Origin of the sequence: Sphingomonas nostoxanthinifaciens (genome assembly GCF_019930585.1) — a bacterium.
Classification (GTDB): domain Bacteria; phylum Pseudomonadota; class Alphaproteobacteria; order Sphingomonadales; family Sphingomonadaceae; genus Sphingomonas_I; species Sphingomonas_I nostoxanthinifaciens.
In genome coordinates this window covers 3,062,489-3,077,708 of record NZ_CP082839.1, presented here as the reverse complement: position 1 = coordinate 3,077,708, position 15,220 = coordinate 3,062,489, and the positions used below count along the sequence as shown (strand labels likewise).

The window sequence follows — 15,220 nt, the reverse complement described above, 5'->3', positions numbered from 1 at the left end:
TCAGCCCTTCAGTTGTTCCTCCAGCGCGCCTAGCACACGATAGCAGGGCATCACCTGCGCGACTGAACTGTTCGGCTCGCGTCCCTCACGGATGGCGGCGACGAATTCACGATCCTGCAGCTCAATGCCGTTCATCGATACCGCGACCTGCGAGACGTCGACCGGCTCCTCGCGGCCGGTTACCAGATCGTCGTAGCGCGCGATCCACGTGCCGTTGTCGCAGATGTAGCGGAAGAAGGTGCCGAGCGGCCCATCATTGTTGAACGACAGCGAGAGCGTGCAGATCGCACCGCTCTCCGCCTTCAGCTGGATCGACATGTCCATCGCGATGCCGAGCTCGGGATGGATCGGCCCCTCGATCGCATTGGCCTTGACGATCGGCCCGGCCTGATAGGCGAACAGGTCGACCGTATGCGCGGCATGGTGCCACAGCAGATGATCGGTCCACGAGCGCGGTTCGCCCTTGGCGTTGATGTTCTGCCGCCGGAAGAAATAGGTCTGCACGTCCATCTGCTGGATCGCGATCTCGCCCGCCACGATCCGGTCGTGGACAAATTGGTGGCTGGGATTGAAGCGGCGGGTGTGGCCGACCATGCAGACGAGCCCGGTCTCCCGCTGCTTGGCCAGCACCGCTTCGGCATCGGCGAGGCTGTCGGCGAGCGGGATCTCGACCTGGACATGCTTGCCCGCCGCCATGCAGGCGATCGCCTGTTCGGCGTGGATCTGCGTCGGCGTGCAGAGGATGACCGCGTCGACCTCGGGCAGCGCGAGCGCGTCGCCAAGCTCGGTCGAGACGTGGCCGATGCCATATTTGTCGGCGACCTTCAGCGTGTTCTCCAGCGTGCGGCCGATCAGGCTGACGACCTCGACGCCGTCGATATTCCTGAGGCCATCGAGATGTTTCTCGCCGAATGCGCCGGCGCCTGCGAGTGCGATCTTCATTCGTCAAACTCCTCGATCGTTGCCCGGCCGAAGCCGGGCTCTGTGCCGTATGAAGCCCCGGCTTCGGCAGGGGCGACGGCTACGAAATCAGGTCCTGCGCGGCGGGCGAATTGGCCTCGATCGTGTCGCTCGCGGGCACGTCGGGCGCGTCCCCGACAGGCTCGAGCACGACATGGCCGACCGCGGTGTTCGACGCGGGCACATGATAATGGCGGTGCAGCAGCCGCGTCTCGCGCCCCAGCGCGCCGCGCATGATGAGCCACATCACCATCTCGATGCCCTCGGAACCGGTCTCGCGCAGATATTCGATGTGCGGGATGGAGCGCAGCGCGTCGCTCGACCCGACGAGCCCGTCGATGAAGCGATTGTCCCATTCCTGATTGATGAGGCCGGCGCGCGGCCCCTGGAGCTGGTGGCTCATCCCGCCGGTGCCCCAGATCTGGACGTTCAGATCCTCCTCGAAGCTCGCCACCGCGCGCGCGATCGCCTCGCCCAGCGCCCAGCAGCGATTGCCCGAGGGCGGCGGATAGGTGACGACGTTCACCGCCAGCGGGATGACCCGGCACGGCCATTCGGCCGGCTTGCCGAACATCATCGTCAGCGGGACGGTGAGGCCGTGATCGACGTCCATCTCGTTGATGATGGTCATGTCGAATTCGTCGAGGATGCAGCTCTGCGCGATATGCCAGGCGAGGTCGGGATGGCCCTTCACCACCGGCACGGGGCGCGGGCCCCAGCCCTCGTCGGCGGGTTGGAATGCCTCTGCGCAGCCGATCGCGAAGGTCGGGATGATGCGCATGTCGAACGCGCTGGCATGGTCGTTATAGACCAGCACCACCACGTCGGGCCGCTGCTCCGCCTCCCATCTTTTGGTCCATTCGTAGCCGGCGAAGGCGGGGCGCCAATAATCCTCCTGCGTCTTGTCGAGGTCGGACGCCGCGCCCAGTGCGGGGATGTGGCTGGAGGCCACGCCGGCGGTGATGCGCGCCATCAGCGGCCCTCCTTGATCGAGCGCATGCCTTCGGGCGAGCGGCCGCCGGCGATCATCATCGCCTGATAATCCTCCAGGCTCATGCCGCTCATCGTGCTGACCGCCAGCAGGAAGCTCTTGCCGTCGGTCGAGAAGATTTTCGACAGGAAATAGATATTGCCGCCGAGATCGAGCAGCCGGTTATAGTCGCGGTCGAGCACCGCCTGCTTCTGATCGTCGGAGAGCGGCCATTGATCGAGATAGGCGCGCTCGTCAGCCCTCCAGCGTTCGCGATTGTCCGGCTTCATCAGGCTCATCGCGAACTGGTTGAGCTGATAGCCCTGGCGCGCGCGCTTGGCGGTGAAGACGCGCGTGCCGGGAATGTCGTCGAACGCGCCGAGATAGGCGTGGATGTCCCGCGGAACCGTCATAAGCCGCGCCGCCTGAGGTCCGCGTCGAGCCGGGGGAAGACGCGGCGGGCATTGCCGGCGAAGATCGCGGCGCGCGCGCTTTCCGGAATGTCGAGCGCGTCGACATAGCGCTTGGTGTCGTCGAAGTAGAAACCGGTGGTGGGATCGATCCCGCGCACCGCGCCGACCATCTCGGACCCGAACAGGATGTTCTTGGTCTCGATCACGTCGGCGAGCAGGTCGACGCCCGGCTGGTGGTAGACGCAGGTATCGAAGAAGACGTTGTCCATCAGATGCGTGGCGAGCGCGGGTTTCTTCAGCATGTCGGCCAGCCCGCGATAACGCCCCCAATGATAGGGCACCGCGCCGCCGCCGTGCGGGATGATGAAGCGCAAATTCGGGAAATCGGCGAACAGATCGCCTTCCAGCAACTGCATGAAGGCCAGCGTATCGGCGGCGATGTAATAGCCGCCGGTCGCGTGCATCGCCGGATTGCAGCTGCCCGAGACGTGGATCATCGCCGGCACGTCCAGCCGCACCATCGCCTCGTAAAATGGATACCAGTAACGATCGGTCAGCGGCGGCGCGGTGAAGTGGCCGCCGCCCGGATCGGGGTTCAGATTGCAGCCGATGAAGCCCATGCCGACGCAACGCTCCAGCTCGGCGATCGAATTGGCCATGTCGGTGCCGGGCGACTGCGGCAGCATGCATACGCCGGCGAAGGTCTCGGGATAGAGGCCGACGACGCGCGCGATCAGATCATTGCAGCGCGTCGCCCACTCCTTCGCCACCGCCGCGTCGCCGACATGCGGCGCCATCGCCGAAGCGCGCGGCGAGAAGATCGTCATGTCGGCGCCACGCTCACGGATCAGGCGCAGCTGATTGGCCTCGATCGTCGCGCGAATCTCGTCGTCGGAGATTTCGGGGTAGGGGGGCGCGGGTGTGCCGGCCTCGAACGCCGCAATCTGCGCCGCGCGCCACGCATCGTGGGCCTTGGGCAGGACGGTATAATGGCCGTGGCAGTCGATGATCATGCGGCCTGCGCCTCTCCCGTGCGCGACGCCAGCAGCGCCAGTTTCTCGTCGAGCCCGGCCGGCGGACGCACGAATCCGCCTTCGCCGATCGCGCGCTGGCGCCCGACCGTCGCGCGCGTCATCGCGCTGCCGGTGCCGAGCGCGTCGAGCGTCTTCACGACTTCTTCCATCTCGGCGGCGCGCCGCAGCCCGTGCACCATCATCCGATCGAGATTGTAATCGGAACGCGCGGCCCAGGAGGGCGGGGGTGGACTCGCGTCGAGTGAAACGAGCACCTCGTCCAGTACGCCCGCTGCATCGGCGGCGAGCACGCATTCGGCGGTCAGCGCCTCGATCCCCTTGACCATCACCGAGCGGATCATCTTGATCGAAGACGCGCGCCCGACCGGCCCCGGTACGACGCTCGCCCGCGTGAAACCGATCGCGCCGAGCATCGCCGCGCCCGCCTCGGCGTGCGGGCCGGACAGCAAGAGCGGCGCCGCGATGCGCGCGGGCAGCACGGGCGACATCACCGCCACATCGACATAGCGGCCGCCGGCCGCCTCGATCGCCTGCGCGGCAGCGCGCTTGGTATCGGGGCCGACGCTGTTCATGTCGAACCACAAGGCATCGGGCGCGATGGCCGGGGCTGCCGCACTGGCGGCGGCGACCGCCTGATCGGCGGTGACGAGCGAGAGGACGGCTCGTCCGGCGTGCAGGGCCTCGGCCATGCTGGCCGCGCCCGCAATGCCGGCGGCGCCATAGTCGGCCCACTTCGCGCCGGCGGTGGCGGGATCGTCGGTCTTGCGATCATAGGCCGAGACGGTCGCCGCCGCCGCGATCAGGCCGGCGGCGAACGCCGCGCCGGCCTCGCCGAAGCCGATCAGGACGACAGTCTCTCCCATATCGCCCGATGTGCACCCGCATGATGGCGCCGCGCCAATCACAATCGCGGTCCGCCATAAGCAGAAGCTAATCGAGTCTCGTCGCAACCTCGCTCAGTGCCCCCAGCAGCGCGGCCTGCGCCGGCACCGGCCGCCAGTGCGCGCGCGTCGTCACGCCGATCGTGCGCACGCAGGCGGCGAGCGGGCCGCCGACATGCGCCAATATGCCGGCCGCGACCTCGACGGCGACCTGCGCGGGCGAGAGCAGGGTCAGATAGTCGCCGCCGCGCAGCAGTTCGCGGATGGTCATCACCGATCCGCATTCGATCGGCGCGGGCGGCAGCGGCCGTCCGGCGAACAATTGCTCCCAATGCTGGCGGAGCGGCGCGCCGGCCGGCCCGACGATCCAGCGATGTCGCGCCAGATCCTCGAGCGGCGGCAAGGCTGCGCCGGCAAGCGCGTGATGCGCGCCGGCGACGATGACGAGACGATCCTCGAACAACGGTGTCTGCGCCAGATCCGCCACCGCCGGGCCGTCGCGCAGCGCGCCGACCATGAGGTCGATCGTCCCGTCGCGCAGCGGCTCGACCAGTTCGCGCCACGATCCCTCGATCACCGCGACATGCGCGTCGGCGATCGTCGCCAGCAGCCGCTCGATCGCGCGTGGCAGCAATTGCGCACGCGAAAGCGGCATCGCACCCACCGCCAGCGCGACGCGTTCGGGCTGCTCATGCGCGGTCTCGGTGATGGCAGCAGCCATTTCCGCCGCGACCAGCCGGGCGATACGTGCCAGCGATCGGCCGCGTTCGGTGAGCATGATGCCGCGCCCGCGACGCTCGACCAAAGGAACTGCGAGAATCTGTTCCAGATCGCGCACGCCGCGATGGATCGCCGCCTGCGACAGGCCGACGGCACGTGCGGCGGCGTGGTAGCTGCCGGCGTCCGCCACCGCACGGAAGGCGCGCAACTGCGCCGAAGTGACGAGGCGTTCCGGGGAGGCGAAGCCGCGCGCCGCGGGCAGCGCGCGCAGGTGCCATAGCGCGCGGGTGGCGCGGTCTACGGCCAGCGCGCCCGCGTCGGTCGCGCGCATCCCGTCGGCGCGGCGCGCGAACAGCGGTTGGCCGAGCTGCGCCTCCAGCCGGGCGAGGCCCTGGGTCAGCGCCGGTTGCGTCATGCTCTCCGCCTCGGCCGCCGCACCCAGCCGGCCGCGCTCGGCGATGGTGCGCAATGCAAGGAAATGGCGGAGGTTGAGGTCGAACGGGTCGCGCACCCGCCACTTATAAGCGCAGGTTGTTCGTGCTGCCAGCGCCGCGCGAGGGATTAGCGGAACGGCGGCTCGTTGAACGCGCGCAGCTTGCGGCTGTGGAGCTGTTCGCCGGCCAGCTTCAGCTCGTCGATCGCGGCGATGCCGATCTGCAGATGCTCGGCGATGGCGCGCTCGTAGAAGCGGTTGGCCTGCCCCGGCAGCTTGATCTCGCCATGGATCGGCTTGTCGGAGACGCACAGCAACGTGCCGTAGGGCACGCGGAAGCGATAGCCCTGCGCCGCCAGCGTCGCGCTCTCCATGTCGATCGCGACCGCGCGGCTCTGGCTAAAGCGCAGCGCCGAGCGGGTGTAGCGCAGTTCCCAGTTGCGATCGTCGCTGGTGACGACGGTGCCGGTGCGCAGCCGGCGCTTGAGCTGCTCGCCGCTCTCGCCCGAGACGCGCTCGGCGGCGCGGCCGAGCGCGACCTGCACCTCGGCGATCGCCGGGATCGGGATTTCGGGCGGCAGCACGTCGTCCAGCACGTGATCGTCGCGCAGATAAGCGTGCGCCAGTACATAGTCGCCGATGCGCTGGCTCGGGCGCAGCCCGCCGCAATGGCCGATCATCAGCCACGCCTCGGGCCGGGTGACGGCGAGGTGATCGGTGATCGTCTTGGCGTTCGACGGGCCGACGCCGATATTGACCAAAGTGATGCCGCCGCCGTCGGGTGCGACGAGGTGATAGGCCGGCATCTGGTGGCGCCGCCACGCACTGTCAGCGATCGCCGCCTCGACATCGGTATCGCCCGGCCGGATCTCCACCCCGCCTGCGCCGCTGAGCAGGGTGTAGCCCTTGTCGCCGTTCAGCTCGGCGCACGCCCAGCGCACGAATTCGTCGACGTAGCGGTGATAGTTGGTGAACAGGATATATTTCTGAACATGCGCCGGCGGTGTGCCGGTATAATGACGCAGCCGCGCGAGGCTGAAATCGACCCGCGCCGCATCGAACAATGCCAGCGGGCGCGGTCGGCCGGGGACTAACGGCGCGATGCCGTCGGCAATCTCGTCGCCGATATGGGCGAGGTCGGTCGATGGAAAGATCCGCGCCAGCTCCACCGCGGCGGCGCCGGTCAGATCGATCTCGGCGTCGAGCACGTAAGGGTAGGGGATTTCCTCGGCGCTGCGTCCGATCGTTACGACCGCGCCGAAATCCTCGACGAGGAAATCGAGCTGCTCGGCGATATAGGTCCGGAACAGGCCGGGCTGGGTGACGCTGACGGCATAGTCGCCGGGCTCGTTCAGGCGGGCGAAGGCCCGGCCATAGCCGACCACCGGCCGCGCGCCGTCATAGCGGACGCGCAGTTCCGGATAGCAGAAGGCGCCGCCCGCGCGCATCGCCGGATCGGGGCGCGTGCCGGTCGCGATATAGGCGGACAGGGCCGTGCGCAGGTTCGCGACCGACTCGCGATACAGCGCGTCCAGCGCATCGACATGGGCCAGGCTGGCGGCGCTCGGCATCGGCGTCAGAGCCGCGCCAGCACATATTCGGCGGCGCTCACCTCGAACTCGCCCGGCGCCTCGACGAACAATTGCTCGACGGTGCCGTCGCCGACGATCATCGCGAAGCGACGCCCGCGCATGCCGAGGCCGAAGCCGGTGCAGTCCATGTCCAACCCCAGCGCGCGTACGAATTCGCCATTGCCGTCGGCGAGCAGCGTCACGCGATCGTCGACCGCGCTGGCCTTGGCCCACGCCGCCATCACGAACGGATCGTTGACGGCGGTGCAGACGATCTCGTCCACACCTTTGTCCTTGAAGGCTTCCGCCTCGGTGATGAAGCCCGGCAGATGCTTGGCCGAACAGGTCGGCGTGAAGGCACCCGGCACGGAGAAAAGGACGATGCGGCGGCCTTTGAAATAGGCGCCGGTGGCGATCTTGTCCGGTCCGTTGGTGCAGACACGCACCAGGGTAATGTCGGGCACCTTGTCGCCGGGCTGGATCGTCATCGGGGTCTCCTCGAAGTCGGCGGCCCGGTCCGTAACAGCCGTACCACCAGATCGGAAGGGGCTGTGGCTGGACCCCCGTCGCCCCCCGTGCGTATAGACCAAGGTATGACGGACAGCGGCTCTCTTTCGCTTGCCGGCCAGCTGCTGCTGGCGCTGCCGGGCATCGGCGATCCGCGGTTCGCGCAAGCGGTGATCGCGCTGTGTATCCACTCGCCCGACGGCGCGATGGGCATCGGCATCGGCCGGATCGTGCCGCAGCTCGGTCTCCATACATTGCTGGGACAGCTCGACATCGAGATCGGCGAAGCGCCCGACGCGCCCATCTATCACGGCGGCCCGGTCGAGCCGCAGCGCGGCTTCGTCCTCCATTCGGTCGAGTGGCAGGGCGAAGATACGTTGGTGGTCTCGTCCGATCTCGCGGTGACGACCACGCTCGATGTCCTGCGCGCCATCGCCGATGGCGTCGGGCCGGATCGATGGCTGGTCGCGCTCGGCTATGCCGGTTGGGGCGACGGCCAGCTCGACGAAGAGCTTGGCCGCCACGGCTGGTTCACCGTCGCCGCGCGCGACGAACTTCTATTCGAGACACCGGTGTACGAGCGCTGGCCGCGCTCTTTCGCCGCCGCCGGCATCGACGTGCGCCTGCTCGCCCCGACGAGCGGCCACGCCTGATCCCCGATATGATGACCGACCCACGCCCCACCATCCTCATCCTCGCGCCCGTCAGCCCCCGTGTCAGGGAGGGCTGTGCCGCCTTCGCCGACGTGGTGGCGATCGATGGCCCCGATCAGCTCGATCGACCCGAGGCGCGCGACGCGCGCGCCATCGCGACCAACTGGCATTGGCGGATCGACGATGCGTTGCTCGATCGGCTGCCGAAGCTGGCGATGATCTCGAGCTTCGGCGTGGGCTACGACACGATCGACCTCGCCGCGCTCAAGGCACGCGAAATCACGTTGTCGAACACACCCGATGCGGCGATGGACGAAACCGCCGATCTCGCGCTTGGACTGCTGCTGATGACGGTGCGCCGGCTGGGCGTGGCCGAGCGCTACCTTCGCGACGGTCGCTGGGCGGAGGCGCAATTCCCGCTGTCGGCGACGACATTGCGCGACCGCACCTTCGGCATCCTCGGCATGGGGCGGATCGGCCAGGCGATCGCGCGCCGGCTGGCGGGCTTCGGTCGGCCGATCCTGTATCATCAGCGTCGCCGGAACCCCGACCTGGCCTTTGACTATGTCGACAGCGCGCAGGCGCTGGCCGAGCGGGTCGACACGTTGATCTCGGTGCTGCCGGGCGGCGATTCGACCTATCACATGGTCGATGCAGCGCTGCTCGCCGCGCTCGGCCCGCGCGGTGTGCTGATCAATGTCGGGCGCGGCAATGCGGTGGACGAAGCCGCCTTGCTCGCCGCGCTGGATGCGAAGCAGATCGCGGCCGCCGGGCTCGACGTGTTCGAGCATGAGCCGCACCCGCTGGCGGGGCTCGTTGGCCGCGACGACGTCGTGTTGCTGCCGCATGTCGGCACCGCGACGCAGTTCACCCGCGACGCGATGAGTGACATGGTGGTCGACAATCTCCGGCACTGGTTTGCGACGGGCGAGGCACTGACGCCCGTCACCTGACATCCGTCGCGCCGACGATCAGGGGGCGAGCCGGCCGTCCTTGATCGCTGCCGATTCGAACCGAAACAGGATCTTGTCGTCGGGCGCCTCGACCGTGTCCGCGATCTCCGGCGGCGCGATCGAGCGCAGCAGATGGCGGATCACCGCCAGCCGGGCCGGCTTCTTGGAATTGGCGCGCACGCAGAACCACGGTGCGATCGGCGTATCGGTGCGCTCCAGCATAGTGTTGCGCGCCGCCGAATAATCGTCCCACTTCTTCTGGGCGACCTTGTCCAGATCCGACACCTTGAGCACCTTCAGCGGATCGGCACGCCGCGCGTCGAGCCGATCCTTCTGCTCGGCGCGGTCGATGTCGAGCCACAGCTTGACCAGCGTTATGCCGCTTTCGATCAGCATCCGCTCGAACTGCGGCGCATCGTTGAGGAATTCGGCCTGCTGGTTGGGCGTCGAAAAGCCCATCACCACCTCGACCCCGGCGCGGTTATACCATGATCGGTTGAAGATCACGATCTCGCCGGCCGCCGGCAGGTGGGTGGCATAGCGTTGCAGATACCATTGCGATTGCTCGCGATCCGACGGCTTGGGCAACGCCACGACGCGTGTGGCGCGGGGGGACAGATGCTCGGTGATGCGCTTGATGTTGCCGTCCTTGCCGGCGCCGTCGCGGCCTTCGAGTACGACCACGGCGCGCGCGCCGCTCGCCATCATCGCCTGCTGCATGCGGACGAGCGCACCCTGCAGATAATCGAGCTCGTGATGATATTTGCCCATCGGCGCCTCTTTGTTGATCTGACCTGATTAGGCGGACGAGCGGCCGGTTTGTTCCGTGGGGGGCTTCAGATGAGCCCGTTCACCACTTCCATGAACCGCGCGACCGGGACGGGTTTCGACACATAGGCTTCGGCGCCGGCCTGGCGGATGCGTTCCTCGTCGCCCTTGGCGGCGTAGGCGGTCACCGCCATCACCGGGATCGCGCCGAGGGCCGGATCGGCCTTGATCGCCTCGATCAGCTCGAGACCCGTGACGTGCGGCATCTGGATATCCATCACGATCAGATCGGGGCTCACCGCGTGCGCCCGGTCGATCGCCTCGCGGCCGTCGGTCACCGGCTCCGCCCGATAGCCATGGGCGCGCAGCAGATCGCAAAACAATTTGAGGTTCAGCTCATTGTCCTCGACAACCAGCACGGTCTTGGTCACGGGGGCGGGCTCCGGCTCTTTCATCAGGTCTTAGGCCCCCTCACTCAAACTACCATGAGAAATCTTGAACACCGCCTTAGCGATCCAGTTGCGCTGGCGCTTCAAGCGCTTGCATGGATCATGTCCGATACGGACCGTGCTGAACGCATGCTGGCCGTGACCGGCATCGCGCCCGACGATCTGCGTGCGCGGGCTGCCGAACCGGCGGTGCTGGCGGCCGTGCTCGCCTTCCTGGAGGCGTACGAACCCGATCTGATCGCTTGCGCCGACGCGCTCGCCACGACGCCGACGGCGCTGGTCGCGGCCCACGAGGCGCTGGAGGCATGAGCCGCCCCTTGCTCATCACCGACTGCGACGAGGTGCTGCTGCATATGGTGCGGCATTTCGGCGCGTGGCTCGACGAGGCGCACGATATCGATTTCAATCCGGTCGGCGGCGCGTTCGGCGATGCGCTCACCCGGCGGGGCAGCGGCGGCATCGTGCCGACGCACGAAGTGTGGCCGCTGCTCGACGGCTTCTTCCGCACCGAAATGTCGCGCCAGACCTTGGTGCCGGGGGCCGCGGCCGCGCTCGAGCGGATCGGTGCGGTCGCCGACATCGTGATCCTCACCAATCTGCAGGACTGGTGCCATGCCGGCCGCGCGGCGCAGCTCGACGCCTTCGGCATCGCGCATCGCGTCGTGTGCAACCAGGGCGGCAAGGGGCCGGCGGTCGCGCGCCTGCTCGACGAGATCGGCCCCAGCGCGGCTGCGTTCGTCGATGATCTCGCGGTGCATCACCAATCGGTCGCAGCGGATGCGCCCGGCGTGTGGCGGCTGCACATGGTGGCGGAGCCGAGCATAGCCGCGACGATCCCGCCCGCGCCCGACGCCCACGTCCGCATCGACGATTGGGATGCGGCTGCGGACTGGCTGCTCGGCCGGCTCGCATTGCCGATCAGCGCTTGACGCGTCGCGGCGCAGCAACGACATCGGCAGCCATGAGCATCGACGCCCGCCTCGCCGAACTGAACATCGAACTTCCGGAAGCTGCCGCGCCCGTCGCCGCCTATGTGCCGGCGGTGGAGGTGGGTGGCCTGCTCCACATTTCGGGCCAGCTGCCGTTCAAGGACGGGCAGCTGATGCTCGGGCGGTGCGGCGAGGATGCCGAGGAGGCGTTCGCGAACGAGGCGGCGGAGCGCTGCGCGGTGATGCTGCTTGCGCAGATCAAGGCGGCGCTCGGCTCGCTCGATCGGGTCGCGCGCATCGTCAAGCTCGGCGTGTTCGTGTCCTCCACGCCCGCCTTCATCGCCCAGCCCAAGGTCGCCAACGGCGCGTCGGAATTGATGGTCAAGGTGTTCGGCGACGCCGGCAAGCATGCGCGCAGCGCGGTCGGCGTGGCGGTGCTGCCGCTCGGCGCGGTGGTCGAGGTGGACGCGATCGTCGCGATCGCCGGCTGATCCGCGCATGACGGGGGTCGTCGCGCGCCTCGCCGATGGCATCGCCGCGATTCCAGCCGACCAGTGGGACGCCTGCGCCGGCACCGCCAACCCCTTCGTCAGCCACGCCTTCCTCTCGGCGCTCGAGGATTCGGGCAGCGCGATCGCGCAGGCCGGGTGGCAGCCGATCCCGATCATCGTCGATGGCGCGGATGGCGCCCCCGCCGCGGTCATGCCGGCTTATGCCAAGAGCCACAGCCAGGGCGAATATGTGTTCGACCATGGCTGGGCGGATGCGTGGACGCAGGCCGGCGGCTCTTATTACCCCAAGCTCCAGATCGCGGTGCCCTTCTCGCCGGTGCCGGGCCCGCGTCTGCTGCTGCGCGATCCCGCGCTCGCGCCCGCGTTGATCGCCGCGGCCGAGGCGGTGGTCAAGCGGCACGATCTGTCGTCCGCCCACGCCACCTTCGTCGCTGTCGATCAGGTGCCGTTGTTCGAGGCGGCAGGCTGGCTGATCCGCGCGGATCGCCAGTTCCACTGGCATAATCGCGATTATGCGACGTTCGACGATTTCCTCGGTGCGCTCTCGTCACGCAAACGCAAGAGCATCCGCAAGGAGCGCGCCACCGCGCGCGAGGGGCTGGAATTCGTCCACCTCTCGGGCGACGAGATCCGGCGCGAGCATTGGGATGCCTTCTGGCGCTTCTATCAGGATACCGGCAGCCGCAAATGGGGCCGCCCCTACCTGACGCGTCAATTCTTCACCCTGCTGGGCGAGCGGATGGGCGATCGCATCATCCTGATGCTGGCGCTGCGCGACGGGCGGCCGATCGCGGGCGCGCTCAACCTGCTCGGCGACGACACGCTCTACGGCCGCTATTGGGGCTGCACCGAGGAGGTGCCCTGCCTCCATTTCGAGCTATGCTATTATCAGGCGATCGACGCCGCGATCGCGCGCGGCCTGTCGACGGTGGAGGCGGGCGCGCAGGGCGAGCACAAGCTGGCGCGCGGCTATCAACCGACCGAGACCTATTCGGCGCACTACATTCCGCATCCGGGCTTTCGCCGCGCGGTGGCCGATTATCTGGAACATGAGCGCCGCGCGATCGAGGCGGATATCGAGGCGCTCGACGAAGTGGGACCGTACCGCAAAGACGAATAGCGGCCGGCAGCGAGGAGGAGGGGATAATGCGCGCGGATGAACTGACCGCATCGGCTGGCGCCGGTGCGCCCGACGCGACCGCCACGGGCAAGCAGCATTTCGAGGTGCTCGACGGGCTGCGCGGCACGGCGGCTTTGCTGGTCGTATTGTTTCATATCCAGGGCATCACCGTCGGCTTCCTCGGCGACAAGGTGGTGCTGCATCATGCGCCGCTGGCGGTGGACTTCTTCTTCGCGCTGTCGGGCTTCGTCATCGGCTATGCCTATGACGATCGCTGGCCGCGCATGACGGTGCGCCACTTCCTCGCACTGCGGCTGATCCGGCTGCACCCGCTGGCGGTATTGGGCGTGACGCTGGGGCTGGCGAGCTACCTGCTCGATCCCTTCGCGGGCGGGGCGCAGGCTGCGCCGCTCAAGGCCGTGATGACGGCGTTCGCGCTCGGGCTGCTGCTACTGCCAAGCCGGCCCTTGCCCAACCGCTGGGAGGATACGCATCCGCTCGATGGACCGTGCTGGACGCTGCTGCAGGAATATATCGGCAATATCGCCTATGCGCTGGCGCTGCGGCGGCTTTCGGCGCGCGCGCTGGGGCTGGTGGCGGTGCTGGCTGCCGTGGCACTGGTGGCGAGCGGGCTGGCGCTGGGCACGCTCGATCGCGGCTGGGGCTGGGACAAGCTCTGGATGGCGCCGGTGCGGCTCGCCTATCCGTTCGTCATTGGCCTCTGGCTGTATCGCGTGCGTCATCGGCTGCCGCGCGTGCGGCTGGGCCTGTTGCCGCTCAGCCTGGTGCTGATCGTGGCCTTCGCCATGCCGACCTTGCCGGATGCGCACGGCATTCGCTGGAACGGGCTGTACGAGGCTGCCTGCGTCGTGCTGCTCTTCCCTGCGATCGTGCTGCTGGGCGCGCATTCGGATGCGGGCGCCGGTATGATCGGCCTGTGCAAGGCGAGCGGGCGGATTTCCTATCCGCTCTACATCACCCACTTTCCGTTCGCTTATGCGTGGATGAACTATGTCGCGACCGCGCACCCGTCGACCGGGGCGTCGTGGGTGATCGGAACCGCTCTGCTCGCCTTCGTGCTGCTCGTCGCGTGGGTGGCGTTCACCTTCTACGACGTGCCGATCCGCGCCCGCCTGCGCCGTCGCATCGGCGCCTGACGCGAACTACAGGAAGGAGCGGGCCCGCAGGCCCGCTCCCCGCGATCGTCAGATTGCCCGGACCGTCAGCCGGCGGCGCTGACGCAGCGCGGTGCCGGCCATGCCGAACCCACCGACCATCATCGCCCAGGTCGACGGTTCGGGCACCCCCCCCGGGTCGATCAACGTATAGGTGATCGTGCCGCTCGCGGAGATCGCGCCGACCTCGGCGCCTTCGCCCCTGAGGAACGCCATGCTGTCCGCCGCGACGCGAATAGGAGACGTTCCGGTGCCCGTCAAAACACTGATTTGAGACGAGGTCAGATCATAATGATACGATGCGGACAACGACAGGTCGCAATATATCTCGCTGACCACGCACGTAACCTTGCCGGAGATGGGATTCAGCAGGTCGAAGAAGCCTGTGCCCCCCACTTCGATCCCGAGCCAGCCAGTATAATCAAACTGACCCGTATATGGCACGGAATCGTGGAATCCGTCTTCGAGCGTACTTGTGAAGTCGATCGAAATAGCGGCGATCGGTCCGCTCACACGCGGCAAAAACGCCGCGCCGACCATCGTTCCGTGCGACTGGAACTCTGAATAGAAGCTTTGGGTTTAAATCGTTGCGTCGACTGGTGTGTAGATGCACGCAGCGCAAGCTGCCAGAGGCCATATCTTCATGACAGTCTTCCCCCATAGACGACTCAGCGTAGTATAGGGGAATTGTTAACCACGATCTACTTCAAATCGACCGGCCATGAAAAGTATCGGCCGATCAATCGGCCTCGTATGACTTCTTAAGGCGCCGATCGGCAGGCTTCACGCCGCGCGCTTCATCCCGGCCGACAGCGTCGCGCGGGCGAGCTTCTGCGCATCGGACACCTGCCGCGCGGTCATCTCGCTCGCGATTTCGCTGCGCCATGCCGCTGCCGGCTCATAGCCGCGCGCCGCCGCCACATTGAACCAGCAATGCGCCTTGACCAGGTCGACCGCCAGCCCGCCGCTGCCGCTGGCATGGCCCATCGCCAGCTCGAACGCGGCGACTTCGTCGCCCCATGAGGCACTTTCGTACAGTTCGTCCCACTGCGCCATCCGTGACATACGCCTTGACCTTTCGCTTCGTCTCTCCCTGTTAACGACGCTTGGTCACCATCCTTGAGGGCCGGCGTTGCGCCACTCGTGCGGGTTCGACTAAACGCCGGACAGCA

At 67.5% G+C, this 15,220-nt stretch carries 19 protein-coding genes; 7 read left to right on the top strand and 12 right to left on the bottom strand.

All coding sequences use genetic code 11. The features are described from left to right. The 8 genes from K8P63_RS14435 to K8P63_RS14400 all read right to left on the bottom strand — a co-directional run bounded on the left by K8P63_RS14435 (position 1) and on the right by K8P63_RS14400 (position 7,470). On the bottom strand, positions 1-942 hold the full coding sequence (locus K8P63_RS14435) for a Gfo/Idh/MocA family oxidoreductase (RefSeq protein WP_223796718.1): 942 nt from the start codon (positions 940-942) through the stop codon (positions 1-3). Between the two features lie 79 nt (positions 943-1,021). Next, positions 1,022-1,933: a class III extradiol dioxygenase subunit beta gene (locus tag K8P63_RS14430; protein ID WP_223796717.1), complete on the bottom strand. Its 912-nt coding sequence runs from the start codon at positions 1,931-1,933 to the stop codon at positions 1,022-1,024. Further along, entirely contained in the window at positions 1,933-2,343 is a 411-nt protein-coding gene (gene ligA / locus K8P63_RS14425; RefSeq protein WP_223796716.1) for a protocatechuate 4,5-dioxygenase subunit alpha, read from the bottom strand. The genes K8P63_RS14430 and ligA overlap by 1 nt, the downstream gene beginning before the upstream one ends. Then, positions 2,340-3,356: an amidohydrolase family protein gene (locus K8P63_RS14420; protein WP_223796715.1), complete on the bottom strand. Its 1,017-nt coding sequence runs from the start codon at positions 3,354-3,356 to the stop codon at positions 2,340-2,342. Before K8P63_RS14420 ends, ligA begins: the two co-directional genes overlap by 4 nt. Further along, the gene (locus K8P63_RS14415; RefSeq protein ID WP_223796714.1) at positions 3,353-4,240 is read right to left on the bottom strand and encodes a DUF1932 domain-containing protein; all 888 of its coding nucleotides are present in this window, start codon (positions 4,238-4,240) and stop codon (positions 3,353-3,355) included. The genes K8P63_RS14420 and K8P63_RS14415 overlap by 4 nt, the downstream gene beginning before the upstream one ends. 67 nt (positions 4,241-4,307) lie before the next feature. Then, on the bottom strand, positions 4,308-5,489 hold the full coding sequence (locus K8P63_RS14410) for a LysR family transcriptional regulator (protein ID WP_223796713.1): 1,182 nt from the start codon (positions 5,487-5,489) through the stop codon (positions 4,308-4,310). Positions 5,490-5,539: 50 nt separating this feature from the next. Beyond that, the gene (locus K8P63_RS14405) at positions 5,540-6,982 is read right to left on the bottom strand and encodes an AMP nucleosidase (RefSeq protein ID WP_223796712.1); all 1,443 of its coding nucleotides are present in this window, start codon (positions 6,980-6,982) and stop codon (positions 5,540-5,542) included. A 5-nt stretch (positions 6,983-6,987) separates the two neighbouring features. After that, positions 6,988-7,470 carry a peroxiredoxin gene (locus K8P63_RS14400; protein ID WP_223796711.1) on the bottom strand — a complete coding sequence of 161 codons (483 nt, stop codon included), beginning with the start codon at positions 7,468-7,470 and terminating at the stop codon, positions 6,988-6,990. A gap of 105 nt (positions 7,471-7,575) precedes the next feature. Between K8P63_RS14400 and K8P63_RS14395 the strand changes: the two genes are divergently transcribed. Then, positions 7,576-8,142, top strand: a complete 567-nt coding sequence (locus tag K8P63_RS14395; RefSeq protein WP_223796710.1) for a YqgE/AlgH family protein — start codon at positions 7,576-7,578, stop codon at positions 8,140-8,142. Between the two features lie 11 nt (positions 8,143-8,153). Further along, on the top strand, positions 8,154-9,095 hold the full coding sequence (locus tag K8P63_RS14390) for a 2-hydroxyacid dehydrogenase (RefSeq protein ID WP_223796709.1): 942 nt from the start codon (positions 8,154-8,156) through the stop codon (positions 9,093-9,095). Between the two features lie 18 nt (positions 9,096-9,113). On the opposite strand, the gene ppk2 is transcribed toward K8P63_RS14390, so the two are convergent. Together ppk2 and K8P63_RS14380 are read right to left on the bottom strand one after the other, a co-directional pair. Then, a complete protein-coding gene (ppk2, locus tag K8P63_RS14385; protein WP_223796708.1) occupies positions 9,114-9,866 on the bottom strand; it encodes a polyphosphate kinase 2 in 753 nt (250 codons plus the stop codon). Between the two features lie 65 nt (positions 9,867-9,931). Next, entirely contained in the window at positions 9,932-10,294 is a 363-nt protein-coding gene (locus K8P63_RS14380) for a response regulator (RefSeq protein WP_223796707.1), read from the bottom strand. A 120-nt stretch (positions 10,295-10,414) separates the two neighbouring features. Here K8P63_RS14380 and K8P63_RS14375 point away from each other — a divergent pair, with 120 nt between their 5' ends. Genes K8P63_RS14375 through K8P63_RS14355 form a run of 5 tightly spaced genes read left to right on the top strand, consistent with a single transcriptional unit; the run spans position 10,415 to position 14,030 of the window. Then, the gene (locus K8P63_RS14375) at positions 10,415-10,621 is read left to right on the top strand and encodes a DUF3572 family protein (RefSeq protein WP_398287688.1); all 207 of its coding nucleotides are present in this window, start codon (positions 10,415-10,417) and stop codon (positions 10,619-10,621) included. Next, on the top strand, positions 10,618-11,241 hold the full coding sequence (locus K8P63_RS14370; RefSeq protein WP_223796705.1) for an HAD family hydrolase: 624 nt from the start codon (positions 10,618-10,620) through the stop codon (positions 11,239-11,241). Before K8P63_RS14375 ends, K8P63_RS14370 begins: the two co-directional genes overlap by 4 nt. Positions 11,242-11,273: 32 nt before the next feature. After that, positions 11,274-11,732 carry a RidA family protein gene (locus K8P63_RS14365; protein WP_223796704.1) on the top strand — a complete coding sequence of 153 codons (459 nt, stop codon included), beginning with the start codon at positions 11,274-11,276 and terminating at the stop codon, positions 11,730-11,732. Positions 11,733-11,739: 7 nt separating this feature from the next. Then, complete coding sequence (locus tag K8P63_RS14360) at positions 11,740-12,873, top strand: GNAT family N-acetyltransferase (RefSeq protein WP_223796703.1); 1,134 nt, start codon at positions 11,740-11,742, stop codon at positions 12,871-12,873. Positions 12,874-12,899: 26 nt separating this feature from the next. Continuing rightward, positions 12,900-14,030 carry an acyltransferase family protein gene (locus tag K8P63_RS14355; protein WP_223796702.1) on the top strand — a complete coding sequence of 377 codons (1,131 nt, stop codon included), beginning with the start codon at positions 12,900-12,902 and terminating at the stop codon, positions 14,028-14,030. A gap of 48 nt (positions 14,031-14,078) precedes the next feature. On the opposite strand, the gene K8P63_RS14350 is transcribed toward K8P63_RS14355, so the two are convergent. Next, complete coding sequence (locus K8P63_RS14350; RefSeq protein WP_223796701.1) at positions 14,079-14,588, bottom strand: PEPxxWA-CTERM sorting domain-containing protein; 510 nt, start codon at positions 14,586-14,588, stop codon at positions 14,079-14,081. Between the two features lie 243 nt (positions 14,589-14,831). After that, complete coding sequence (locus tag K8P63_RS14345; protein WP_223796700.1) at positions 14,832-15,104, bottom strand: hypothetical protein; 273 nt, start codon at positions 15,102-15,104, stop codon at positions 14,832-14,834. Positions 15,105-15,220: the final 116 nt, after the last annotated feature.

What these genes read in the sequence shown, in the direction of transcription:
- K8P63_RS14395 (WP_223796710.1), top strand. Translation starts at nt 7,576, where the DNA reads ATGACGGACAGCGGCTCTCTTTCGCTTGCCGGCCAGCTGCTGCTGGCG.
- K8P63_RS14400 (WP_223796711.1), bottom strand. Translation starts at nt 7,470, where the DNA reads ATGACGATCCAGCCCGGCGACAAGGTGCCCGACATTACCCTGGTGCGT.
- K8P63_RS14360 (WP_223796703.1), top strand. Translation starts at nt 11,740, where the DNA reads ATGACGGGGGTCGTCGCGCGCCTCGCCGATGGCATCGCCGCGATTCCA.
- K8P63_RS14405 (WP_223796712.1), bottom strand. Translation starts at nt 6,982, where the DNA reads ATGCCGAGCGCCGCCAGCCTGGCCCATGTCGATGCGCTGGACGCGCTG.
- K8P63_RS14435 (WP_223796718.1), bottom strand. Translation starts at nt 942, where the DNA reads ATGAAGATCGCACTCGCAGGCGCCGGCGCATTCGGCGAGAAACATCTC.
- K8P63_RS14430 (WP_223796717.1), bottom strand. Translation starts at nt 1,933, where the DNA reads ATGGCGCGCATCACCGCCGGCGTGGCCTCCAGCCACATCCCCGCACTG.
- K8P63_RS14370 (WP_223796705.1), top strand. Translation starts at nt 10,618, where the DNA reads ATGAGCCGCCCCTTGCTCATCACCGACTGCGACGAGGTGCTGCTGCAT.
- K8P63_RS14375 (WP_398287688.1), top strand. Translation starts at nt 10,415, where the DNA reads ATGTCCGATACGGACCGTGCTGAACGCATGCTGGCCGTGACCGGCATC.
- ligA (WP_223796716.1), bottom strand. Translation starts at nt 2,343, where the DNA reads ATGACGGTTCCGCGGGACATCCACGCCTATCTCGGCGCGTTCGACGAC.
- K8P63_RS14420 (WP_223796715.1), bottom strand. Translation starts at nt 3,356, where the DNA reads ATGATCATCGACTGCCACGGCCATTATACCGTCCTGCCCAAGGCCCAC.
- K8P63_RS14350 (WP_223796701.1), bottom strand. Translation starts at nt 14,588, where the DNA reads ATGGTCGGCGCGGCGTTTTTGCCGCGTGTGAGCGGACCGATCGCCGCT.
- K8P63_RS14390 (WP_223796709.1), top strand. Translation starts at nt 8,154, where the DNA reads ATGACCGACCCACGCCCCACCATCCTCATCCTCGCGCCCGTCAGCCCC.
- K8P63_RS14415 (WP_223796714.1), bottom strand. Translation starts at nt 4,240, where the DNA reads ATGGGAGAGACTGTCGTCCTGATCGGCTTCGGCGAGGCCGGCGCGGCG.
- ppk2 (WP_223796708.1), bottom strand. Translation starts at nt 9,866, where the DNA reads ATGGGCAAATATCATCACGAGCTCGATTATCTGCAGGGTGCGCTCGTC.
- K8P63_RS14355 (WP_223796702.1), top strand. Translation starts at nt 12,900, where the DNA reads ATGCGCGCGGATGAACTGACCGCATCGGCTGGCGCCGGTGCGCCCGAC.
- K8P63_RS14365 (WP_223796704.1), top strand. Translation starts at nt 11,274, where the DNA reads ATGAGCATCGACGCCCGCCTCGCCGAACTGAACATCGAACTTCCGGAA.
- K8P63_RS14345 (WP_223796700.1), bottom strand. Translation starts at nt 15,104, where the DNA reads ATGGCGCAGTGGGACGAACTGTACGAAAGTGCCTCATGGGGCGACGAA.